Annotated in this window: 17 protein-coding genes; 15 read left to right on the top strand and 2 right to left on the bottom strand. The window is 39.7% G+C overall.

The features are described 5' to 3' along the window. Nucleotides 1-2: 2 nt before the first annotated feature. The 9 genes from VCM39_RS00155 (at nt 3) to VCM39_RS00195 (ending at nt 13,610) form a co-directional block, all read left to right on the top strand. Nucleotides 3-779: an endonuclease/exonuclease/phosphatase family protein gene (locus VCM39_RS00155; protein ID WP_221649668.1), complete on the top strand. Its 777-nt coding sequence runs from the start codon at nt 3-5 to the stop codon at nt 777-779. A 116-nt stretch (nt 780-895) separates the two neighbouring features. Next, nucleotides 896-2,428, top strand: a complete 1,533-nt coding sequence (locus VCM39_RS00160; protein WP_221649669.1) for a T9SS type A sorting domain-containing protein — start codon at nt 896-898, stop codon at nt 2,426-2,428. A 23-nt stretch (nt 2,429-2,451) separates the two neighbouring features. Beyond that, nucleotides 2,452-3,846 (top strand): alkaline phosphatase, encoded by a 1,395-nt coding sequence (locus tag VCM39_RS00165; protein WP_221649717.1) that lies wholly within the window; start codon nt 2,452-2,454, stop codon nt 3,844-3,846. A gap of 72 nt (nt 3,847-3,918) precedes the next feature. Further along, on the top strand, nt 3,919-6,081 hold the full coding sequence (locus VCM39_RS00170; protein WP_025866834.1) for an alpha-N-acetylglucosaminidase: 2,163 nt from the start codon (nt 3,919-3,921) through the stop codon (nt 6,079-6,081). A 131-nt stretch (nt 6,082-6,212) separates the two neighbouring features. Beyond that, nucleotides 6,213-7,355: a glycerate kinase gene (locus VCM39_RS00175; RefSeq protein ID WP_223381618.1), complete on the top strand. Its 1,143-nt coding sequence runs from the start codon at nt 6,213-6,215 to the stop codon at nt 7,353-7,355. A gap of 71 nt (nt 7,356-7,426) precedes the next feature. Then, nucleotides 7,427-8,674 (top strand): GntP family permease, encoded by a 1,248-nt coding sequence (locus VCM39_RS00180; protein ID WP_002558418.1) that lies wholly within the window; start codon nt 7,427-7,429, stop codon nt 8,672-8,674. A gap of 36 nt (nt 8,675-8,710) precedes the next feature. Then, a complete protein-coding gene (locus VCM39_RS00185) occupies nt 8,711-9,796 on the top strand; it encodes an acyltransferase family protein (protein ID WP_322932317.1) in 1,086 nt (361 codons plus the stop codon). A gap of 5 nt (nt 9,797-9,801) precedes the next feature. Continuing rightward, the gene (locus VCM39_RS00190; RefSeq protein WP_322932318.1) at nt 9,802-11,985 is read left to right on the top strand and encodes an alpha-N-acetylglucosaminidase; all 2,184 of its coding nucleotides are present in this window, start codon (nt 9,802-9,804) and stop codon (nt 11,983-11,985) included. Nucleotides 11,986-12,077: 92 nt separating this feature from the next. Continuing rightward, nucleotides 12,078-13,610, top strand: coding sequence for an arylsulfatase (locus VCM39_RS00195; RefSeq protein ID WP_322932319.1), 1,533 nt, complete (start codon nt 12,078-12,080; stop codon nt 13,608-13,610). Between the two features lie 339 nt (nt 13,611-13,949). Here VCM39_RS00195 and VCM39_RS00200 read toward each other — a convergent pair whose 3' ends face one another. Next, nucleotides 13,950-14,090: a hypothetical protein gene (locus VCM39_RS00200; RefSeq protein ID WP_229032155.1), complete on the bottom strand. Its 141-nt coding sequence runs from the start codon at nt 14,088-14,090 to the stop codon at nt 13,950-13,952. A gap of 323 nt (nt 14,091-14,413) precedes the next feature. Between VCM39_RS00200 and VCM39_RS00205 the strand changes: the two genes are divergently transcribed. The 5 genes from VCM39_RS00205 to VCM39_RS00225 are packed head-to-tail and all read left to right on the top strand — an operon-like array spanning nt 14,414 to nt 22,612. Then, a complete protein-coding gene (locus VCM39_RS00205) occupies nt 14,414-15,427 on the top strand; it encodes a glycosidase (RefSeq protein WP_195348912.1) in 1,014 nt (337 codons plus the stop codon). Nucleotides 15,428-15,451: 24 nt separating this feature from the next. Beyond that, on the top strand, nt 15,452-17,095 hold the full coding sequence (locus VCM39_RS00210; RefSeq protein WP_322932320.1) for a sodium:solute symporter: 1,644 nt from the start codon (nt 15,452-15,454) through the stop codon (nt 17,093-17,095). A 24-nt stretch (nt 17,096-17,119) separates the two neighbouring features. Continuing rightward, a complete protein-coding gene (locus tag VCM39_RS00215; protein ID WP_322932321.1) occupies nt 17,120-19,111 on the top strand; it encodes a glycoside hydrolase family 2 protein in 1,992 nt (663 codons plus the stop codon). Nucleotides 19,112-19,150: 39 nt separating this feature from the next. Next, a complete protein-coding gene (locus VCM39_RS00220; RefSeq protein ID WP_322932322.1) occupies nt 19,151-20,353 on the top strand; it encodes a hypothetical protein in 1,203 nt (400 codons plus the stop codon). Between the two features lie 12 nt (nt 20,354-20,365). Continuing rightward, entirely contained in the window at nt 20,366-22,612 is a 2,247-nt protein-coding gene (locus tag VCM39_RS00225; RefSeq protein WP_322932323.1) for a glycoside hydrolase family 3 C-terminal domain-containing protein, read from the top strand. A 91-nt stretch (nt 22,613-22,703) separates the two neighbouring features. On the opposite strand, the gene VCM39_RS00230 is transcribed toward VCM39_RS00225, so the two are convergent. Then, complete coding sequence (locus VCM39_RS00230; protein WP_221649680.1) at nt 22,704-23,567, bottom strand: AraC family transcriptional regulator; 864 nt, start codon at nt 23,565-23,567, stop codon at nt 22,704-22,706. Nucleotides 23,568-23,821: 254 nt separating this feature from the next. Here VCM39_RS00230 and VCM39_RS00235 point away from each other — a divergent pair, with 254 nt between their 5' ends. After that, nucleotides 23,822-25,633, top strand: a complete 1,812-nt coding sequence (locus VCM39_RS00235) for a hypothetical protein (RefSeq protein ID WP_322932324.1) — start codon at nt 23,822-23,824, stop codon at nt 25,631-25,633. The last annotated feature ends 7 nt before the right edge of the window (nt 25,634-25,640 follow it).

Genomic DNA, 25,640 nt, shown 5'->3' on the forward strand with positions numbered 1-25,640 from the left:
AGATGAGAATATTAAGAAATTGCTTATTGATTTTGTATTTGCTATTGGTTGGAAATACATATGCTCAGGATACTTTGAGAATGAAAGTTATGACTTATAATCTAAGATTTGGTGAGTTGGCAGAGTTGAAAGATCTGGCTGCACATATAAAGTCTTTTAATCCTGATTTTGTAGCACTTCAGGAAGTTGACTCTAAAACCAATCGTGATCGTACACCTCATCAGAGAGGAAAGGATTTTATATCGGAATTAGCCTATTATACTGGCATGTTCGGTTTATATGGCAAAACAATAGAATATAAAGGAGGGTATTATGGTATTGGAATTCTCTCAAAATACCCTTATATCAAGATTCAGAAAACGCTTTTACCTCAACTTGGAAAAGATTATGAACAACGTGTTTTGTTAGAGGGGCTTTTTGAAATGAACGGCGATACCATTGTTTTTGCTTCTACCCATTTGGATGCTAAGCTTACAAAAACGAGGGAATTACAAGCTGAATTTATTAATAATCATTTTAGAAAAGTGGATTATCCTACTGTACTTGGAGGAGATTTTAATTCTGATGTTTCCTCTAAAGTGATTAAAGAGTTAAAACAGGAATGGTTCTGTGATGCTGATATGACTCCTACTGTACCGGCATGGAAACCTTATCGAAAGATAGATTTCCTGTTTGCCAAACCGCAGAAAGGTTGGAAAGTAATTCGTACCCAAACAATCCAATCCGTGTTGTCCGATCATTTGCCTATTATCACGGAATTGGAATATATAAGGCCTTAAATAAGGAAAGCTCTTAAAATAACTTGAGTCTGATAAGTGAAGAATATGAAATGATAAATTAACATCGGACTTACATTACTATACCGTTTATGTTAAACATTTAAATGTATTTTATTATGAAAAAAATTACAGGTTTATTATTTGTATTTGCATTTTTTACAAGTGTATTATGTGCAAAATCTATTGAAGTAACTACATCTGAAATGGATGTAACAATTGCCGGTTCATTGCCTTATGTGATTGAAAATGCTGAATCGGGCAGTATTATTGAATTTAATTTTGATGGTGAAGAGCTTGATTATGGTGAAGGGACTGGGATTATTATCAAGGGTAAAAATCTGACAATAAATGGTATAAACAAAAAAAACGGGAAACGTGTGTTTATTAAAGGGGTACAATCCCTGTTTACGGTCAGTGAATCGTCAGAACTTTCTTTGAATGACCTGATAATTGATGGTTTCAAAAGTATTGCCATCAGATTGAGTGGTAGTTCTGTTTTGAATGTTGACAACTGTCAGTTCTCAAATAATTATGAAGCAGTTCCAGGTGCAATTAATAACGGTGGAGTGATACGTGTCAGTAGTGCAAAAGCCGTGTTGAAGAACTCTTTGTTCATCAAGAACAGATGTGGAGGTTCCTATGGTGGTGGAGCGGTCTGTGCTTATGCAGCATCGGAATTGCGCGTTGAGAATTGTTCTTTTGTAGAAAATGAAGGTGCTGCAGGTGGTGCTATTGGAATAAACGCGACAGCTAAAAATGTTTCTCCTATTGTTTACATTGCTAACTCAACTTTTGCTAATAACATTGCTGATGGTCGTGGTGGGGCTATCTATATGCAGACAGGAACTACGGTAGATATTTTTTCTCCAGTAATTGTCAATTGTACGTTTGTAGGAAATCTGGGGAATAATGGTGGAGCTCTTTGTGTATGGTCGCGAGCTACAACTTCTATGAAACCGACTTTCGTTAATAATTTATTTGCTGAGAATTATAGTAGCACGTGGTTGGAGGATGAGACTCAATATGATATTTTAGCTTTTTATATGGGTGGTGAGTTAGATGGAAACAATCAGCCAATACCGCAAACGGTTTTTCCGACTTGTATGAATAACTTGTATGTTTTTGCTTCTAAAGATTTTTTCAAGGACTCTTCTAATAAGCAAATAGATTTTAACAATAATACTATTTTTAAAGCCATAGAAAAGAATCCATGGGATGAAGGTGATATGTCATTTAATCATCAAACGAGTGTGCTGGAAAGTGATAGGATGGTTGCTATGATTGCCGAGAATAGTATTGCTTTAGGTGCAGGAGTTGCTACTGTAAGCGGTATTGAAATTCCGACTACAGATCAATTGGGTAAAGTACGCCCTGCTACACCTTCTGTGGGTGCGGTAGAATATTCTGTACCTAGTGGCATTGGAAATACTACTGCAGATGAATGTGAGATTAAAGTTTATAGCGTAGGTAATAACATATATGTGAGTGGCATTCAGGAAATGGCTCTTATAAAGATATATGACTTAACAGGAAAATTGGTTTTTGAAAATGTGGTAAAAAACGACGTGGCAACAACGGTAAATATAAGTACAGGTATGTATATTGCCAAGGTAGATAATGAGACTGTGAAATTCGTTGTTTCTGAATAAAACAGGAGAACTGATAGATGAAAATAAGACGCCTGATTAGTTTGTTATGTTTCCTGTGGATTGTAATAACGGTCCAAGGGCAGGTCAAATATGTATTTTATTTTATAGGCGACGGGATGGGAGTAAATCAGGTAAACGGAACGGAGATGTACCGAGCGGCTTTAAAAGGTCATATAGGTACTGATCCTTTATTATTTACTCAATTTCCCAGCGGAGGTGTGGTGAGTACTTATTCGGTAACTCATCCTGTCACGGATTCGGCTGCTGGTGGAACAGCGTTGGCCACGGGAAAGAAAACATATAATGGAGCCATTGGTGTGGATATGAGTAAACAAGCATTGGTGAGCGTGGCCGAATGTGCTAAAACGAAAGGTAAAAAAGTCGGGATTGCCACTAGTGTTAGTATAGACCATGCTACTCCGGCAGCTTTTTATGCTCATCAACCCGATAGAAAGATGTTTTATGAAATAGCTTGTGATTTGCCCAAAGCTGGTTTTGATTTTTATGCCGGTTCTGGTTTCCTGAGTCCTAATAAAACATCTGACGTTAAAGATGGTTCTAACATCTATCAAGTAATAGAAAAGGCGGGTTATACCGTGGCTCGGGGAATCGAAGATTTTAGAAAGCAGGTAGATAAAGCCGATAAAATGATTTTGATACAGCAAGAGGGCAAACCGGATTTGAGTTTGTCTTATGCTATCGATCAGCATGATGATGATTTGACTTTACCCGAGATAACCCAAAGTGCTATACAATTTTTGATGAAGGAAAATAATAAAGAAGGATTTTTCCTGATGGTTGAAGGTGGAAAAATAGATTGGGCCTGCCATAGTAATGATGCTGCTACTGTCTTTTGGGAAGTGGAAGATTTTGATCGTTCTATTGCTGTGGCTTATGATTTCTATAAGAAGCATCCTCAGGAAACGTTGATTGTTATTACGGCTGATCATGAAACGGGTGGCATTGTATTGGGTACAAAAAAGTACAATCTTAATTTACAGGCGTTGCAATATCAGAAATGCTCGATAGAGATGCTTTCAAATAAAATCTCTGAGCTTAGAAAAATGCGGAAGAATGAAGTTAGCTGGGATGACATTAAGGCCTTATTAAGTATGGAGATGGGATTTTGGAGTAAACTTTCTATTGATAAAGAGCAAGAAAAGTTGTTGTATACCGTATTTGAAACTTCTTTTGTGAAAAATAAAGTGAAGTTTGAAGAAAGATTGTATTCAAAAATCGAACCATTGGCTGTATGTGCCAGAAAAGTGATGAATCAAATTGCTGTTTTAGGTTGGGCAGGTGGTACGCATTCTGCTGGATATGTTCCTGTTTTTGCTATAGGAGCAGGTTCGGAACAGTTTTGTGGTAAATTGGATAACGTTGATATTCCTAAGAAAATACGGGCATTGATACAATAATGAGTATGAACCAATTTCCGGGTCTGCTTTGGATTTCGGTTATTGGTTCTTTTTTAATTTTGATTTTATATTATGAGATATTCTATATTGAAGTATTTGTTTATTTTTTGTTTGTCTATTGCTTTATATGCCTGTAACATGGAATCAAATGATATATTGGTTCCTGCTAAACAACTTATAGAGCGTCAGATTGGAATCCGGGCTAATGAAATTACTTGTCAGGTTATAGAACCGGTTAACGGAAAAGAAACCTTTGAGATAGAGGCTCGGGATGGGGTACTGGTTTTGAAAGGAAGCAGTACTGTAGCTATTTGTTATGCGTTTCATACCTACCTGAAGGAGGCTTGCCATGCTATGAAGACCTGGAGTGGAGAACATATAGAGCTACCTGAAATATGGCCTGATTATATCGCTAAAAAGCAAACGACTCCTTATTCGTACAGATACTTTCTGAATGTTTGTACTTATGGTTATACTACTCCCTATTGGAATTGGGATCGTTGGGAAAAAGAAATAGATTGGATGGCACTTAGAGGTGTAAATATGCCTCTGGCTACTGTGGCGAGTGAAGCGATTGCCGAAAGAGTATGGTTACGTATGGGACTTACAAAAGAAGAAATTCGGGCGTTTTTTACAGCACCAGCTCATTTGCCATGGCATCGTATGGGCAACCTGAATACATGGGATGGGCCTTTGTCCGATAAATGGCAAGAAAGTCAGATTGAGATGCAACATCTTATCATTAATCGTATGCGTGAGCTGGGGATGCAGCCGATAGCTCCGGCATTTGCGGGATTTGTACCAATGGCTTTTGCAGAGAAACACCCTGCTGTAAAATTCAAACATTTGAAATGGGGAGGATTTGATGATAAATATAATGCTTATGTACTTCCTCCGGATTCTCCGTTCTTTGAAGAGATTGGGAAAATGTTTATTGAGGAATGGGAGAAAGAATTTGGTAGAAATACTTATTATCTTTCAGACAGTTTTAATGAAATGGAACTTCCGATAGAAAAAGAGGATATAGAAGGAAAACATAAACTTTTGGCTCAATATGGTGAATCTATTTATCGTTCTATCACGGCTGGTAATCCGGATGCAGTATGGGTTACGCAAGGATGGACTTTTGGATACCAGCATTCTTTCTGGGACAAAGAGAGTTTACAGGCTCTGTTGAGCCGGGTACCGGATGATAAGATGATTATTGTAGATTTAGGCAATGATTACCCCAAATGGGTTTGGAACACAGAACAGACTTGGAAAGTACACGATGGTTTCTACGGTAAGAAATGGATATTTAGCTATGTTCCCAATTTTGGTGGCAAAACTCCTATGACTGGTGATTTGCAGATGTATGCTTCTTCTTCTTCTGAAGCGTTACATTCTAAATCTTGTGGAAATCTTATAGGATTTGGTTCTGCTCCGGAGGGGCTTGAAAATAATGAAGTAGTTTATGAGCTATTGGCCGATATGGGGTGGACGGACCAAAGTATAGATCTTGATAAATGGTTAAAGTCATATTGTGAAGCTCGCTATGGGAAATATCCGGATGCAATGAAAGAGGCTTGGGTATTATTTAGAAAAAGTGCTTATAGTTCACTTTACTCTTATCCTCGTTTTACCTGGCAGACAGTGACTCCGGATCAGAGACGAATTAGCAAGATAGATACCAGTGATGATTTTTTACGTGCTGTTGAATTGTTTCTCACTTGTGCAGACAGTTTGCAAAACTCGGAACTTTATGTGAATGATGCCATAGAGTATGCTGCATATTATGTGGCTGCCAAAGCAGACAAACTTTATGTGAAAGCTCTTGAAGAAAATACGATTGGTGATAAGCTTGCGGCACAATACACATTGAGACAGGTTGTTGACTTGCTGTTAGATGTGGATAAGCTTCTTGCTTCACATCCTCTTTATCGTCTTGAAGAGTGGGTAGAATTAGCAAGAAATAGCGGTACCACTTCTGAAGAAAAGGATAAGTATGAATCAAACGCAAAACGTCTTATTACTACTTGGGGAGGGTTTCAAGAGGATTATGCTGCTCGTTTTTGGAGTGGATTAATAAAAGACTACTATATACCACGTTTAAAACTTTATTTCTCCAAACAGTGGGAAGATTTGGATCGTTGGGAAGAAACATGGATAAATACTCCATGGCACAACACAACAAAACCATTTGAAAATCCTGTTAATATTGCCGTTGAACTTGTGAATAAAGCAAAGGTATTTTGATTTAGTTTTCAGGTAAGCAGAGTATCCCCCCTTCTCTTGTAAATATTGCAAGAGAAGTACTCTGTCTTTTTATTTGATACGAGTAATAAAGTCTTATCTTTGATAAGTTTTTAATTTGCAATTTATGCTGTATGAGAAAGATTATTCTTGCTTTTGATTCATTTAAAGGATCTGTAGGTTCACTTGATATTGCCCGATATGCTGCGCAAGCTATTTTGAAAGAGTATCCTCATTGTGAATTGATCCATTTCCCGATTGCAGATGGTGGAGAAGGAACTACTGAAGCAATTTGTACTCAATTGGATGTAAATAGGGTTTCTTGTATTGCCCATGATCCGCTGATGAATCCGATAGAAGTTTCGTATGGAATAACCAAAGATGGGAAAACAGCAGTCTTTGAGATGGCTTCTGCCAGTGGGCTTCCTCTGATTCCTATTGCTTTGAGAAACCCAATGCATACTTCTTCTTTCGGGACAGGAGAAATTATTTTGGATGCATTGAATCGTGGATGCCGTCATTTTATTATGGGTATAGGTGGTAGTGCAACAAATGATGCCGGTATAGGTATGATGCACGCTTTGGGGGTTCGTTTTCTGGACAAAGAAAAGAAAGAACTCGAACCGAAAGGGAGTAATCTTATCCATATTGCACTTATTGATACTGCTACTTTACATCCTGCTTTAAAAGAGTCTGTTTTTACAATAGCATGTGATGTAAATAATCCATTCTATGGGCCACAAGGGGCTGCCTTTGTCTTTGCTCCACAAAAGGGAGCAAACCCGGATGAAGTTAAAGCATTGGATGAGGGGTTACAACACTATGCTATGGTTCTTAAAGAACAGAAAGGGATGGACATTACTTTAATAGCCGGTGCTGGTGCGGCTGGTGGTATGGGTGGGGGAATACTTCCTTTTCTGAATGCAACATTGAAGTCGGGTATTGATACAATTTTGGATATTCTTCATTTCAGGGAGTATGCTCAGTCTGCAGACCTTATTTTTACGGGTGAAGGAAAACTGGATGCACAAACTGGTATGGGGAAGGCATTAGGTGGTATTTTGAAAATAGCTGTTGAAGAAAATATCCCCGTCATAGCCTTAGGAGGATGTGTAGAGGCTGTAGAGCAGTTGAATGAAATGGGATTTACGGCTGTATTGTCTGTTCAGCCGGCTCCTGTCTCTTTAGATCAGGCTATGCGACAGGAATTTGCTCTTAAGAATATCGAAAGAACCGTGACTCAACTTATACGTATTATTAAATGCTTTAAGTCGTAAAGTGTAAATCAGCTTAAGTGTCGTGGTTAATAAAAGTCACGATTATGAAGCATAAACTATGAATCTTTTCTATGACAGCAATTGGCGCTTTAATCGGATTGTTAGTATCCGTTCTTTTAATCATAAAAAAAATATCTCCGGCTTATAGTTTAATAGCCGGAGCGATTGTTGGCGGGTTGTTAGGCGGATTACCATTGACAGAGACAGTAAAGGTGATGACAGATGGCGTCAAAGACGTTACACCAGCCATCATCCGTATTCTTACAGCAGGGGTATTGTCCGGTGTGCTTATTAAAACAGGAGCAGCGACTACCATCTCTAATGCTATTATAAATACATTAGGAGAGAAACGGGTATTTGCAGCATTAGCTTTGGCAACTATGTTGCTATGTGCTGTTGGGGTTTTTATTGATGTGGCTGTTATTACAGTAGCCCCTATTGCACTGTCTATCGGAAAACGTTTGGGTTTGTCACCATCCGTACTATTGATAGCCATGATTGGTGGAGGAAAATGCGGTAATATAGTTTCCCCGAATCCGAATACAATTATTGCAGCTGAAAACTTTAAAGCAGATTTATCATCGGTCATGTTTTACAATATTCTTCCGGCAATTATCGGGTTAGTGTTTACGGTTTTTGTTATTATCCGCCTTATCCCCCGAAAACTTACTATTGTCGCTCCAGGACAGGAAGAAATCACAGATGATAAACAATTGCCTTCTCTTACCAGCAGCCTGATAGCACCTTTCGTCACTATCATCTTACTTGCCCTGCGGCCTTTGGCTGGTATTACCATTGATCCTCTAATAGCTCTGCCCATCGGCGGAATTTGTGGTATCCTTTGCATGAAACAATGGAAAAATATTCTGCCTAGTATGGAATACGGTCTCCAAAAAATGTCTACTGTAGCTGTACTTTTAATCGGTACAGGAACAATTGCAGGCGTTATCAAAAACTCTACTCTAAAAGACTGGATTCTGCAACTACTGGAACAAGCCCACTTCAATGAAATAATGATAGCTCCCGTATCTGGCGCATTAATGTCAGCCGCCACGGCCTCTACTACTGCCGGAGCTACTCTCGCTTCCGCCTCTTTTGCAGAAGCAATTCTTGCTGTCGGTATTTCCGCTGCATGGGGAGCTGCCATGATCAACTCCAGTGCCACAGTACTGGATCATTTACCTCATGGCTCTTTTTTTCATGCTACCGGTGGAGTCTGTGAATTGACTTTTAAGCAACGTCTGAAACTCATTCCTTATGAAACCCTTATAGGAGCAGTATTGGCAGCCTCTACTACCCTCTTATGTCTCGTTTGGTGATCATCTAATACATTATAACTCATAAATTATAAACTCATGCCTGCCAATAATCGTCTTCTCTCTCTCGATGTCCTGCGAGGATTCACTGTTGCCGGAATGATACTTGTCAATAATGCCGGTGCATGCGGATACGGCTATGCCCCTCTGCGTCATGCCAAATGGGATGGCTTCACTCCTGCCGACCTTGTGTTTCCTATGTTTATGTTTCTGATGGGAATATCCACCTACATATCTCTGCGCAAATATGATTTCCAATGGCGCCTTGCTATCGGAAAGATTATGAAACGTGCTTTTCTCCTGATACTGATAGGTATTGCCATGAAATGGATTATAAATTCAAGTGAAACCGGTATCTGGACTGATTGGGAGCATATGCGGCCTTTAGGAGTGATGCAACGTCTGGGCATCTGCTATGGAGCAACAGCTATCATGGCGTTGTTTATCCCTCACAAGCGCTTTTTTCAGGTGGCCCTTCTACTTTTAGCAGGATATTTTATTCTTCAGTTGATAGGAAACGGATTCGAGAAAAGTCCTGGTAATATTATGGCTATAGTCGATTCTACCGTTCTGGGAACAAATCATATGTATTTGCAAGGGCGTCAGTTTGTAGAACCGGAAGGAATTTTAAGTACTATTCCTGCCATAGCCCAGGTAATGATTGGTTTTGTATGTGGACGAATGATTATCGATTTGAAGGATAACAAAGACCGGATGCAAAAGCTATTCTTTCTTGGTTCCTTAATGTTGTTCGCCGGATTCTTGTTTAGTTATACCTGTCCGCTCAACAAGCGTCTATGGTCTCCGAGTTTTGTATTACTTACTTGCGGAATAGCAGCTTTAGCATTAGCTGTATTGATCGAAATAATCGATGTTCGACAAAAGAAAAGATGGTGCACTTTCTTCAATGTTTTCGGAGTAAATCCACTGGTTCTTTATGTATTTGCCGAAATCTTCGGTGATCTGTTGCGAATATGGAAAGTTAACACGTCCCTGTTCGATACCTGCCTGCAACCCCTATTCGGCAACTATTTCGGTTCATTCATGTATGCGGTCCTTTTCCTATTACTTAACTGGCTTATCGGATACATTCTATTTAAAAAACAAATTTACATAAAACTATAATTGAAATGATGAAAAGAAACATTTATCTGGTTATCGTAACATTGTTCCTCTCACTATCAGCGGGGGCAAAGGAGAAAGACGTAGCCGCTATGCAGTCAATGGTGAAACGTCTCATCCCGGCATATGCCGAGAACTTTCAGTTTAAGAAAATAAGACCCGTTGACGGAAAAGACTGTTTCCGGTTGGATACTTCCGACTCTGGAAAAATAGTGATTGGCGGTAATAACGCTAACTCAATGGCAATGGGGCTGAATTATTATCTAAAGTATTATTGTCTTACCACAATCTCATGGTATGCCGATATTCCTGTTGAAATGCCTGATACTCTTCCGGTGTTGGAGAAAACTTTTAGTGCGGAAGCAAAAGTAGACAGACGCTTTTTTTTGAACTACTGTACTTATGGTTACACTATGCCTTATTGGCAATGGAAAGATTGGGAGCGTTTTATTGACTGGATGGCTTTGAACGGGGTCAATATGCCTCTGGCCATTACAGGTCAGGAAGCCGTATGGTATAAAGTATGGAAGAAATTAGGTTTGACGGATCAGGAAATCCGTTCCTATTTTACGGGACCTACGTATCTACCCTGGCATCGTATGGCAAATATTGATGGATGGAACGGTCCGTTACCTATGGAGTGGTTGGATAATCAGGTGGAACTACAGAAAAAGATACTTGCGCGGGAACGCGAATTGAATATGAAACCGGTATTGCCTGCTTTTGCCGGTCATGTACCTGCAGCTTTGAAACGAATTTATCCGGAGGCTAATATTCAGCATCTTGGTAAGTGGGCAGGTTTTGCTGATACGTATCGTTGTTATTTTCTGAATCCCGAAGAACCGCTGTTTGCTACCATTCAAAAACATTTTCTTCAGGAGCAGACTCGTTTGTTCGGAACTGATCATATTTATGGCGTAGATCCTTTTAACGAGGTAGATCCACCAAGTTGGGAACCCGAATATCTCAGTCAGGTATCTTCGGATATGTATCGGACATTGACAGCAGCAGATCCGAAAGCGGAATGGATGCAGATGACCTGGATGTTTTATCATGACCGCAAGGATTGGACGGCTCCGCGTATCAAAGCTTTACTAACCGGAGTGCCGCAGGATAAGATGTTTTTACTGGATTATCATTGTGAGAATGTAGAACTTTGGAAAAACACTGAACACTTTCATGGACAACCTTATATTTGGTGCTATTTAGGTAATTTTGGGGGAAACACGACTCTTACCGGTAATGTAAAGGAGAGTGGTGACCGTCTTGACAATGCGTTGATAAATGGTGGAAATAACCTTCGGGGTATCGGTTCTACGCTCGAAGGGTTGGATGTTATGCAGTTTCCCTATGAATATATCTTTGAGAAGGCGTGGGATTTGAATCTCGACAATGAGGTGTGGTTACAAAATCTTGCCGACCGTCATGCCGGGACTGTTTCCCAGCCAGTTCGTGAGGCGTGGGATATTCTGTTCAACCAGATATACGTACAGGTTCCCAAAACATTAGGCGTATTACCTAACTATCGTCCGGTGATGAACAAGCCTAATAGACGTACGGTTATTGATTATTCCAATGCTACTTTGTTACAAGCCTGGGAGAAACTGTTACAGGCTACGGACTGTAACAGAGACGCTCTGCGGCTGGATATCATTACTGTAGGCCGTCAATTACTGGGTAATTATTTTCTTATAGTGAAAGATGATTTTGACCGTATGTATACAGCCAAAGACCTTCCGGGGCTGAAAGCCAGAGCTGCGGAAATGAAAGAGATTCTTCATGATCTGGATCGTTTGAATGCTTTTCATAGCCGTTGTGCCTTGGATAAATGGTTGGCTGATGCCCGTGCATTGGGTACGACTCCTGAAGTGAAAGATTATTACGAGAAGAATGCCCGTAATCTGATCACAACTTGGGGAGGTAGTCTGAATGATTATGCCAGTCGTACATGGGCGGGGCTCATTAAAGATTACTATTCGAAACGCTGGGATATGTATATGGATGCAGTAATCTCTGCAGTAGAAGGTAACCGGGAGTTTGATCAGACAAAATTGGATGAATCAATAAAAAATTTCGAAGATGCCTGGGTAGATTCTACAGACCCTATTCTGGTAGCACCTCAGGGTGAGTTGATGCAATACGCTCGTTTCTTATTACAGAAATACGGACGACGGATTCCAAAGGATTTGTAATATACCATAGATTAAATGTATGAAAAACGCTTTTCATACGTTTAATTAAGAAAATGTGTATCAGATAATACTATAAATCAACTTTCATAAAAATGAAAATAATTCCGATATTAAATGGTATGTTGGTTTTGACTTCCGGAATCGGTTTTTCGATTCAGCAGGTTAGAGCACAACAAAAACCTCATATTATCTTGATTATGGCCGATCAGCATCGTGGCGATGCTTTGGGATGTACGGGGAATCCGGCAGTTATTTCACCTAATATTGATAAACTGTCTGAAGAGGGGACATTATTCTGTAATGGCTATTCGTCTACTCCAAGTAGCACACCGGCCCGTGCAGGATTACTGACCGGTATGTCTCCTTGGCGGCATGGCATGTTGGGGTATGGCCGGGTAGCCATGCAATACAGATACGAGATGCCTGCTATGCTAAGAGAGCAGAATTATTATACATTTGGTATTGGAAAGATGCATTGGTCTCCACAAAAATCTTTGCATGGTTTTCATGGAACTTTGTTAGATGAAAGCGGGCGTGCTGAGACGAAATATTTTATCAGCGATTATCGACTATGGTTACAGATACAAATGCCGGGAGTAAATCCTGATTTGACAGGTATTGGTTGGAATGAACACAGGGCAGGTACTTATAAACTGCCTGAGGAGTTACATCCTACCGCCTGGACAGGAAAGATGGCTTGCGAATTGATACAGAATTATAATAATGAAAGCCCGTTGTTTCTGAAAGTTTCCTTTGCACGTCCTCATAGTCCGTATGACCCTCCCCAACGTCTTTTGGATGAGTATGAAGAGAAAGAAATTCCGGTTCCTTATATTGGTGACTGGTGTAGTAAATACGCTACTCAGCTTGATCCGGTAAAAGCTGATAAGGATGCTCCGTTTGCCAATTTTGGAACTGAATATGCTAAAAATTCCCGAAAATACTATTATGCCAATGTTACATTTATTGATGAGGAAATAGGAAAAATAATACAAGCACTGAAAGATAAGGGAATGTATGATAATGCTTTGATTTGCTATGTTTCCGACCATGGGGATATGTTGGGCGATCATTATCATTGGCGGAAGACTTATCCTTATGAGGGTTCCACACATGTTCCATATATTGTAAAATGGCCTGAATCGTTTGGTATTAAAGAGGGAATAAAAGTAGATGAACCGGTGGAATTACGAGATCTTTTGCCTACCTTCTTAGATGCTTCCGGAGCACAAATTCCTGAGGAGATGGATGGACTCTCACTGTTAGCTTTAGTAGACGAAAGCAGAAAGCATACATGGAGACAATATATTGATCTGGAGCATGCAACTTGTTATGCGAAGGAAAATTACTGGTGTGCTTTGACCGATGGCAAAATTAAATATGTGTGGAATTTCTATACAGGAGAAGAAGAACTTTTTGATTTATCAAAGGATCCGGGAGAATTGCGAAATCTTGTGTCGGAGAAACATTATCGGAAAAGGCTGGCTGATTTACGTGAGGCAATGGTGAAGCATTTGAGTGAACGGGGAGAAGGATTTGTGAAAGAAGGGAAGTTGGTTGTTCGTAAAGAAAGATTGCTCTACAGCCCGAACTATCCAAAGTCAGAGGAAGTTGAAACCAATTAGAAACTGGTGGGAGTAGATCGATTCTCTTTCTTTTATCTGGTTTTATAAATATAGTATAATAAGATACTCTTTTGCTGGATAAAGTATATACATACTTATGATGTTGTATACTATATCTTTGTATTCATAACTCTTGTTTCATGAATATAAGACATCCGGATGTTGTGTATAAAAACACCCGGATGTTTTGATTTATAACATGGGGATGTTTTTGATAAGAACATCCGGATGTTTTGCATACTCAATTCACTTGGTAACTCTTCTTTGAAAGCTATAGTCTGTCTGCTTCAAAGGCTATTATTAACTAACCCAAGTACCTTAATCTTGCGATTTTCTTGTTTACACTTCCCATAACATGCTTTGTGCATTGTGGTGTTTGCTCGTCTTTCCGGTTTCTTCCAGTTCTTTCCATTTGCGTAAAGTTAGTACCGGTATGAATGTTCCTATTTCGTCCAGTTTTACCGGGTATCTGTTGGACATTGGTTTGCCCATTTCTGTCGGTCTGTTTAAGTATTCCTTTTTATTCCTCCCGGTTTGAAACTTGATGATGGGTTATGCGTCTAATCAAAATAGTATGTCTTTTTCTAAGTCGTTATGTTATATAAATAGTGTGGAATTATATCAATAGTTCTTTAGAAAAAATAGAATCAAGTTGGAATCTGAGTTTAGTTAGAAAATAGTAGAATGTAAATGAAGAAATTGTTTATTGTACAATAAAGTATAATGAATGAACAAAATAGTATTCAGATGGATTACTCACAACGCCTATCTTTGCAACATCATTAAATGTATAATTAAATAATATGCTATTAAAGAAGTTTGAAGGAAATCCAATATTATCTCCTAACACAGATAATCAGTGGGAAAGTTTAGTCGTATGTAATCCAGGCGCATGGTATGAAAATGGTAAATTCTATCTTTATTATCGGGCGGCAGGTAATGATGAAGCACATCATATACATATTGGATTGGCTGTTAGTGACGATGGGTTCCATTTTAACAGGGTTTCGGACAAGCCGGTATTAAGTCCGACCAAAGACAACTTTGACGCAGGTTCAGTAGAAGATCCGAGAATAGTAAAAATAGGAAGGGAATACTATATGACTTATGCTTTTCGTCCTTATCCTCCCGGGCAATACTGGAAATATAAATACGACCAGGTAAAAGCCCCTGAACATGATGAACTGGCGCCTCGTTGTTTGCGGGAGAATATCGGGAATACTGCATTGGCCATGTCAAAAGATTTATTTAATTTTAAAAAGGTAGGTCGACTGACTGAACCTTCGCTGGACGATCGGGATGTTATTCTTTTCCCTGAACAAATTAATGGCTTATTTTATATGTTACATCGTCCAAAAGACTATATCGGAGCAATTTATGATACAGAATATCCCGCCATATGGATTAAATCATCCAAAGATTTGATGAGTTGGAACACTCCGAGTAAATTACTATTAAAGGGAAGAGAATCCTGGGAAATAAAAGTTGGAGGTAATACTCCTCCTGTCCGTACTTCAGAAGGCTGGCTTCTACTTTACCATGGGGTGGATGACAATTATGTGTATCGGATAGGAGCCTGTTTACTTAGTCTTGAAGATCCGACAGTAGTTCTTTATCGTACACGCCATTTTATTCTCGAACCTGAAACAGAAATTGAGCGTAACGGACTATACAAATGGGGAGTTGTGTTCCCTACGGGAATTGTATTGCGGGACAAAACCTTATTCGTATATTATGGTGCTTCGGATCAATGGTGCTGCGTAGCCACATGCAATATTGACGAACTGATTACTTTCATTAAAACAGATTCAAAATAATAATTTATTCAATACTTTAAAAACATGTCAGAATCCTTATCAACCGTCGATTTAATAATTATTGTCTTATTCATTGTCTTCATTATTTGGTGGGCGCTACGTCACAGTAAAACAAGTGACTCGGCTTCTTACTTTTTAGCAGGCAAAAGCTGCACATGGCCAATGATCGGGCTTTCACTATTTGCAGCCAGTATATCAAGCTCCACTCTGATAGGACATGCCGGTGAAGGATTCATTAGTGGCGTAGCCGTGTTCAATTATAATCTAATGGCAGTATTTGTAATGATTTTCTTTGCAATGTTCTTTCTGCCGTTCTACATCAAGTCGGGTATCTTCACGATACCGGAATATTTGGGACGCCGATTCGATAGCCGCTCGAGACTTTACTTTTCATTCATTACCATTATCGGAAATATTTTTCTGGATGCGGCAGCCGCATTATATACGGGTGCATTGATATTAAAAATGATGTTTCCCGGGATAGACCTTTTTTATATTATATTAGGTATGGCAATCGTGGCAGGAAGTTATACAATTGTAGGTGGCCTGTCTTCCATAATTAATGCGGATGTTATACAATCTATTATTTTAATAATTGGTTCAATCATACTCTCTTTCTTCTGTTTCGAAAGTATTGGTGGTTGGGACAGTTTTATGGAACACTTTCATGAAGGAGTATGGCTCAAGCTTATCCGCCCGCTCGACGACCCTACGGTTCCATGGCCGGGTTTGATATTTGGAGTTACCATACTTAGTTTTTATTTCTGGGGTAATAATCAAGTAATGGTGCAGCGTGTATTATCTGCCCGGTCTATCGATGAAGGGCGCAAAGGGGTCCTTTTTGTCGGCTTTCTATACATGTTTACCCTGTTTATTATTATCATGCCTGGAATCATTGCCCGTGGTATTGACCTTTTTGGTCTTGGAAACTCACTTCCCTATGATGTTATTCCTGGTAGTACACTAAAAAGTATCTATGGAATCAACACTGATGAAGTATATCCACGTTTGATTCTGAAATTATTGCCGACAGGTATTATCGGTCTGATTATTGCTGCCATGATTTCTGCTCTGACCTCAACTTTAAGTGCAACATTAAGCTCGGTATCAACTCTCTTCACTATGGATTTCTATCCTCGGATAGTAAAAAACAGCAACCCACAAAAATTAGTAAGAGTAGGTCAAATCACCTCCTTCATTGCTTTGGTTATTGCTGTCTCATGGGCACCATTCATTCAAAAGTTTGATTCATTGGTCGGCTATTATCAGGAGATGGTATCCTATATTGCTCCTCCTATCGTGGGAGCATTTCTACTGGGGCTTTTCTGGAAGCGGGGGAATGCACAAGGAGCTTTTACCGGATTAATGTTTGGTTTAACAGCAGCAATAGGAATTATGCTGACCAAGTATATTATCGGTATTTCAATACCAATACACTATTTGATACTGGCACCTTTACTGATGTTGGCAAGTATGCTTGTAACTGTTATCGTAAGTTATGCCACTCCTCCTCCTCTTGAAGAACAAGTTGCCTCAAATACATGGAATAAATATTTATGGACCGAAGAGACCAAAGAACTGAAAGGAGTAATATGGTATAAAAATTTCCGTGTTCTTTGCCTCATCCTTTTTATACTCTGTGTATTGGAGTATCTCTTTTTCTTATAAATAGCCTTACAATAAAAAACGGATATGAAAAGACATTTTTCACTTGCCGGACTCAACTGGGAATTGGTAGGAACCAAGCCCTATTATTGGAAGCTGGACAGACAGATGGAACAAATGAAAATCACTCAGCCGGAAGAAAAAACAGTTCCGGCTCCTGTTCCAGGTTCGGTTCAACAAGCATTATTCAATGCTGGTATTCTACCCGATTGGAATATCGGCACCAACTATCGCCAGTGTGAATGGGTTGAGAATCGGCACTGGCTTTATTTTCTCGATCTGCCCGACAGAATTGTACAACATGAAAAGAATGAACGGGTAAGCCTCTGCTTTTTAGGCCTTGACAACTGTGGAGAGATATGGCTCAACGGGCAATTGATAGGAGTTTTCGAAACTGCTTATCATAGCCATTGTTTTGATATTACAGACAAAATACAATTAAGCAACAACCGTCTTTGCATTCTCTTTACCAGTCCCGAACGTTACGAGGGACAAGTATACTGGACGTCTCGTACACAGATAGTAAAACCACGGTTTTACTATAACTGGGATTGGTGTCCCCGCATTGTCCAAACAGGTATCTGGGATGACCTTTTCATTGAAATAACCGATGACTACCTATTACCGGACATTTATACGTATACAGAATTATTACCCGACCTCACAACAGGAGTAATTCACATTAGGATAAGTGGGAAGAATGAACAAAAAGGAGATATCAATATTTGCCTGTCCGAAACAGATGGGCGAATAATTACGGAACTTCGCATCTGTAGCAACGAACTTGTGCCCAATAAAATGAATTGTTTTACCGTTAATATTCCCAATATCAATCGTTGGAATATTAACAACCAAGGTTCCCAAACTTTATATAATCTTCGTTGTACATCCTTCGACCCGGAAAACAATCCACATGACCAATGGCAACGGCCTGTCGGGTTCCGGCGTATAGAATGGAAATCATGTGCCAATGCTTCTCCCGAAGCTACCCCATGGCTTTGTTGTATAAATGGTATTGACACATTTCTACAGGGGGTCAATTGGACTCCTCTTCGTGTACTTTTTGCGGATGTCGACGAATCACTCTACCGGGAACGACTCTTACAATATAAAGAACTGGGGTTTAACATACTACGTGTATGGGGAGGTGCTATCCTCGAAAAAGAGTGTTTTTATAGGCTATGTGATGAATTCGGTTTGCTGGTTTGGCAAGAATTTCCTTTGTCGTCATCGGGTATTAATAATACTCCTCCGGACGACTCCGAGCGAATCGGACGAATGAAAGATATTGTTGACGAATACATACTTCGACGCCACTATCATCCTTCACTTGTCATATGGAGTGGAGGTAACGAATTGTATGACGAAGCCAATGAACATCCACTGAATTTCGAGCATGCCATGCTAAAAGCCATTGCGCGGACAGTAGAAGAAAAAGATCCGTTCCATCGCTTACTACCAGCTTCGCCGTCAGGTCCGGTGATATACAACGATCCAAAGCATTATGGGCGCGGTATTCAATGGGATGTACATGGGCCTTGGACACTACCTGAAGAGCCTATAGATAAATTTATGAGTAACATACGGAGTTATTGGCAAAATTCTGACGCTTTGCTCCATTCTGAGGCCGGAGTGAACGGAGCTTCACCGGTAAGCCTTATAAAGCGTTATTGCGGTAGTTATCAACCTCTGCCGATATCTGTCGATAATCCCATTTGGGCACAGTTTTCATGGTGGATGGAAGAAGATGCTTTTCGAAAAGCACATCAAGGCAATGCTCCTGTCAGTATTGAAGAATATGTGGAGTGGAGTCAGGAAAGGCAATGTTGCGGTTTATCCATTGCATTGACTGAGGCAAAACGCCGTTTCCCTGCATGTGGAGGGTTTTTAATCTGGATGGGACACGACTGCTTTCCCTGTCCTTCCAACACTTCTATTATCGATTACGAGGGAAATTTAAAACCTGCAGCTCAATCTTTTTATGAAATAATGAAATTAAAAACTCAAAACTCCAATTAACTTATGAATCTTATCCTAAAAACTGTAATATACTTGGCGATGAGTAGCTGTATTTGCCTGTCTTGTACTAACGGGAAGAATTTTGATAAAGAAATTAATTCCTACAATTATATTATCGGAACGCAAACCGTCGGAGCAAAATATAAATTTACCGAAGAGACGAATTTGGTAGAAACAGCCGTGGAAATCCGTAAAATGGGTTCCAATTTACTAAAAATGAGTCTGAGTCCACGATATTACTGGGAAAATTATGATATCCCTTACCAACCGGAAATAAAAAGCCTCAAGGATTTAGCCCAAGAAAAGTCAGTAGCCCAAGTGTTCAATATGGATTTTACATATTACCAGATATGGATATATGAATTTTCACAATATACACAAGAACCCAAAGGCGAAAAACGAGATGAATACCAAATTAAATTTATTGATGGACTGAGTGACGAATATGCTGATAAATCATATAGAGAAATCTATGACTTAGCCTGCTATCTATTAAGAAAGTATTCGGGAACGGGAAAAGTTTTCTATCTTGGTAATTGGGAAGGAGACTGGCATCTGCGTTGGGATTACAATCGGGACAAACCTGCAAATCCGCGTACAGTCGAAGGAATGACACGTTGGCTCAATGTCCGCCAAAAAGCCATTGATGATGCCAAACGGGATACTCCACATAGTAATATAGAAATGTATCATTATGTAGAGGTAAACCTTTCGGACCTTGCTGTAAAAGGAGACACTTGCGTCGTTAATACCATTTTGCCACAAATCAATCCCGATTATGTCTCTTTTTCTTCTTATACAGCAACCAATCCTCCTGCAACAGAAGCAGCTATGGATTCAACTCTTACAATACACCTTAACCACATAGCTTCGAAAATGAAGCCAAAGACTGGGATACAAGGAAAGCGTCTTTTCATTGGTGAGTATGGTTGGAGCGAAGCTGCTTATTCGCAGGAAGAAATAGACCAACGTGCCAAATGGGTAATAAAAACAGCAATGAAATGGGGATGTCCTTTTATCCTTTTCTGGGAAATGTACAACAATGAATTAAATGATGACGGTTCCAACCGCGGTTTTTGGCTAATCGACCAAAAAGGAAGTAAAACTCCTCTTTATTATACATATCAGAAATTCTATATTGAAAGCCGTGAGTGGATAATAAACTTCACACAAAAGCAGAATCGGATGCCTTCTCAAGAAGAATTTCTTAAGGCCGCTATCAGTTTTGAAGCACTAAAATAGAACCGGATATTTATGGAAAAACTATTTAAGCAGACATTGGGAATTATTATATTCTGCAGCATCTCCTTCATGGTATCCGCGCAGGGGTTACTGCCTTATCAAAATAAGAGTATCCCTTTGGAAGAACGTCTGCATGACCTCGTATCACGTATGACACTGGAAGAGAAATGTGCTCAATTACTACATGATTCACCTGCAATTCCACGATTGGGAATTGCCGAATATAATTGGTGGAGCGAAGGACTTCATGGGGTAGCCCGATTCGGACGTACCACTGTATTTCCCCAGCCTATTGCACTTGCCGCCACATTCGATACTAAATTGATTTACCGTCTGGCTGTAGCAATATCCGATGAGGCACGTGCTAAATTCAATGCTGCACAAGCAATGGAAAACCGTACCCAATACACCGGGCTGACATTCTGGTCACCTAATATAAATATTTTCCGGGACCCACGCTGGGGAAGAGGAATGGAGACATGGGGTGAAGATCCCTGGCTTACCTCGCAAATGGGAATTGCTTTTGTTAAAGGTATGCAAGGAGACAATCCACACTACCTAAAAACAGCGGCTTGCATGAAACATTTTGCGGTTCATAGTGGACCGGAAGGCGAACGACATAACTTTAATGCCGAACCTCCAATGAAGGATTTATATGAGACCTATCTTCCGGCATTCGAAGCATTGGTCAAAGAAGCCCATGTTGAAGCAACTATGGGGGCTTATTCGGCACTTTACGGACAACCAACCTGTGCCAACGACCTGCTTAATCATTTATTACGCGAAGATTGGGGATTTAAAGGGCATGTCGTATCGGATTGCTGGGCCATACAAGACTTTCATTTAGGGCATAAGGTGACGAAAACTCCCGAAGAATCTGCCGCCCTTGCCATACATAGGGGAATCGATTTGAATTGTGGAGATACTTACCGGGCCTTGCCAAATGCAGTAAAGCAAGGATTGGTAGATGAAAAAGATATTGATCGCGCTGTAACCAATATATATCGTACCCGTTTTAAACTGGGCTTTTTCGATGCGAAAGAAGATTGTCCTTATAATGCGATTCCGTTATCCGCTGTGGGAAACCGGGAACATAAGATGCTGGCACTCGAAGCTGCGCAGAAGTCTATCGTATTATTAAAAAATTCTCTTTCTTCAAAAAACAACATGCCAACCCTTCCACTTTCTCCCCAAATAAAACGTCTCTATCTACTCGGTCCTCATGCTTCAGATGTCGATGTGCTGTTAGGCAATTACAACGGGCAAACAGGAGAAGCACGTACTATTCTGGAAGGAATTACTGCCAAAGTGGACTTAGGAACCCGACTGGAATATCGTAAAGGATTTACATATAATCAGGAAAATAAGAATAGTGAGAACTGGGCATTTACTGACTCGCGTGGCTCGGATGCAGTAATAGCCGTTATCGGGTTAAGTACATTATCTGAAGGGGAAGAGGGGGAAGCCATTGCCTCAGACTTTCATAGTGACCGTAAAGATATCACCCTGCCGGCTACACAACTAAAATATTTACGCGAGTTGCGCGAAACGATCAAAGATACCCCACTGATCGTTGTCGTTACGGGAGGAAGTCCTGTCGATTTACGAGAGGTTTACCAATTATCCGACGCATTATTATTTGTTTGGTATCCGGGTGAGCAAGGAGGCGATGCTCTGGCAAACATATTATTCGGAGAAGTATCTCCTTCAGGTAAGTTGCCCATTACTTTTCCAATGGATGAGAATCAACTTCCGGATTATAAAAGCTATTCTATGGAAGGAAGGACCTATAAATATTCTACCGTTACCCCTATGTTCCCGTTTGGTTTCGGATTGGGTTACAGCACCATTGAATTAAGCAATTTAAAGATCAAAGTACTCCCGGCATACTCTCAGAAACAGAAGTCGGCTTTATACCTTACTCTGACCGATACTCTGGTGGTGTCCTTTTCCGTCCGCAATCCCGGAAGTGTTCTTGCGGAAGAAGTCATACAACTATATCAACAGACTAAAAACGCTAAATTCCGGACTCCGCAATTCGATTTGAAAGATTTTATGCGTATCCGAATTAATCCTGGTAAAGAAAATCAGTACTCTTTCCGTATTCCTGCTGCCCGCTTTTCGGATTTCAATATGGAAGGACATCGCATGCTGGTACCGGGAACACATAAACTTTTTGTTTCCACTTCTTTACCCATTGCCCGGAGTCTAGAATTAGGTACGACTCCTTGGTTGGAAGGAGAAATAACAGTAAAATAGGCCAAGCATAGCAATATTCGCTCACTGAATCGTAAGTATGTTGAAAGATATAATCGTCTCCTTGCCAATCCTAAAAATGAAAAGCTATAATTTAGTAGATGGTCATCTTATTCATATTTCTTTCCCTATAATCCGTCGGTGTTGAACCTTTTTTCTTCTTAAAAATGCGATTAAAATTGGAAATATTATTGAAGCCACAATTATATGAAATCTCTGATATGGTATTTGTCGTTTCCAATAACATACGGGCGGCTTCACCAACACGCAAGTCATTCAGAAAATCAATAAAGCTCTTTTGAGTCCGCTTTTTAAAGAAATGACAAAATCCTGATTCTGTCATATTAATAAGTTTGGCAACTTCTCCGACAGTGATTCTTTTACTATAGTTCTTTTGTAGATACTGATGTATGATTTTAATGCGTCTACTTTTTACCTCATAATGATTCTGAGTAAAATTCGGACTACACAATACCCGTTTATCAGGCGAAATAGCAAGCTCATTCAAAATAATCAGAAAATCGATTACCGAATCAAAGCCCCTTTTGTCCGCCAAAGCAAGCAGACGAGGCAAAATACGTTTTTGTTCCGCTTCTGAAAAGACGATACCACGTGCAGAGAGATCGAGTAACTCCTTTACCGGACGAAAAAGATTTTTGTTGATAAAAGAAGAACCAAACAATTCAGAACTAAACTGTATTGTAATAACATGAGTACGAAACTCTGTATCAGCCTCCCAGGCATGAAAAGTATTTGGACCAATCAGTACCAGATCCGAACCATTGATATTTTCCACTGAGTCGCCTACAATACGTTTTCCTTCAAAATGTTCCACCATATTAAGTTCGAACTCATAATGATAATGAGTAGGAAAATCAAATCCTGCGGTCGGGTGGTTTAATAAGACGAAAAAATCATCGTTATTAATGGGGGTTATTTCCCGAATAATGCGTTTCATTATATCAGTATTTTATAGATTAATATGGTTACAATATTACGTCTTTTTATTTAAATCCCAAATAAAAAGCAAAATAGTATCATGCTTATGCCGTAAAGTATTCATATAGATATAGCTAAAGCCCTAACTTTGCGACTATAATACCATTCATGAAAAAACATACTATATATTATGAGACAGGATACTCTATTAAGAGCAGAAGAAAGCTGCTTGTTTATAGTGGCATTTTCACTTTGTCAAAATCTTATTGAAATATGAATAAAACATTAGGTTGGAAGATTGTTTTTGGAATCACCTTTGGATGGTGGCTCTGTGTCGGAATGATGGCACAGACCACTGATTCCATTGCTTATTGGAACACGCACACACAACTCACCCCTTGGCGTATGCCTATGATAAATGCTCCGGTAGAATATATTGATCTTGATCAGGACGGCGACCCGGACATACTTATTACCCGCATATTTGGTGATATCCCGGTTATGTGGATAGACGATAATGACAATATGGAATATGGAGATACCGAAGGAGATATGATAGATGACTGTCTGCTGATAGATCTCAATCGCGATGGAGTATTCGGTGGCCCTATGGATTTATGTATTGACTGGGTTGATGAGAACAACGATGGGATTGCCGATCTTCAAGTGGTGGTATCTAATGGAAAAGGAGAGAAATTCGGTTATTTCGATTGGGGTGCCGATTTCATGTATATCATAGATTTTAACGAGAAAGATGGAATTCATAATTATATTGATTGGAACCAGATCCGATTAATGTGTTGGGCACACAGTGGGCATTGCAATTTCTTTACCGACTATCACGGTAATACGCTCTTTCTAAAGATGCATGCTTCAACTTTCAATATTGCTGATTTGAGGTATAATTGGGAAAATCCTTTTATCTTTTTCGATCAGGATGGCGATGGATTATCAGAATTCTCGATTCGAATGGTGGATACTCCTTATTTTCGTCCTAAAGAAGGAAATTCGCCACATTTTAAAGATATAGACGAACGTTATGAAATTCAATTTACTCAGAAAATAGATTGGGCTGCCCTGTCATGGGATCTGGACAATGACAACTGTCCCGGTAATGAGTTCGATTTTGATATGAGCCTCCATTTTAGAGGAGAAGGATTCGATTATTCAGATCAGGTACATACTTTCAAAAAACTCCGTGGATTACCCGAAGCGGATAAACTTATTTACGACCCACGCTGGCGACAGCAAACTGAACTAATTTATCCTGACCCGAAAAAAGCACTGGAATTACTTTTTAAACGTGGAAAAGGAAAATACGACCAATGTTGGTTTGTGTTCGATGAAGATGACGATTGTAATCGTTGGGAAAGGGTAGAATTTTATGAGCCCAAAGATTTATATGCCATTGGTCTGCACAAGGGAGGACTGGACAACAATGCCCAATCGGATGCAATAGGTGACCGCGGAGAATGGGATTTGGATAATTCAGGTGAAGGAAGTCTTTATGTGGGAACTTTCGATGGGCGTATACATCTTTATGGGGCAGAATGGGGATGTTGGCGAATTGACCAGACAGCCTACAATTTTCAAGGTTTCGGAGGGTTATACGACAAATGGAATTATTTTCGCATGAATCCCGATCCGGAGAAATTTGGTTTGGTAAAATATACCGATACCGATAATAATGGATTCATTGATCTTATAGAATATGACTTGGATGGTGACCGGCATTTTGAAGAACGCATTTCTTTACTGGAACTGGGTATTGACGACCGGAATACAATTATCGATACTTCCAGACAGTCGTATGATGATATGCATAGACTTTTTAAAACCGTATCAGATAATATGTGGAAACAGGCGGAAGAAGTAGTTGAGATTGCTAAAAAGCAACGCCTTAATGTAGAATGGTATAATTTTTACCGTCATCCACGTTCAGTAAAAGAACGTTATCAATATGGCTATTGGCTTGCATTCTACCTCTATCATGATATGAAACAGGTGGCCTTACAGAAAGGGGATAAAGAACTGGCCCAGAAAATAGATAAAGCATACTATTCAAAAAACTGGAATTCATTTTAAACAGGTA

This window comes from Bacteroides mucinivorans, from assembly GCF_034654355.2.
Classification (GTDB): Bacteria; Bacteroidota; Bacteroidia; order Bacteroidales; family Bacteroidaceae; genus Bacteroides; species Bacteroides nordii.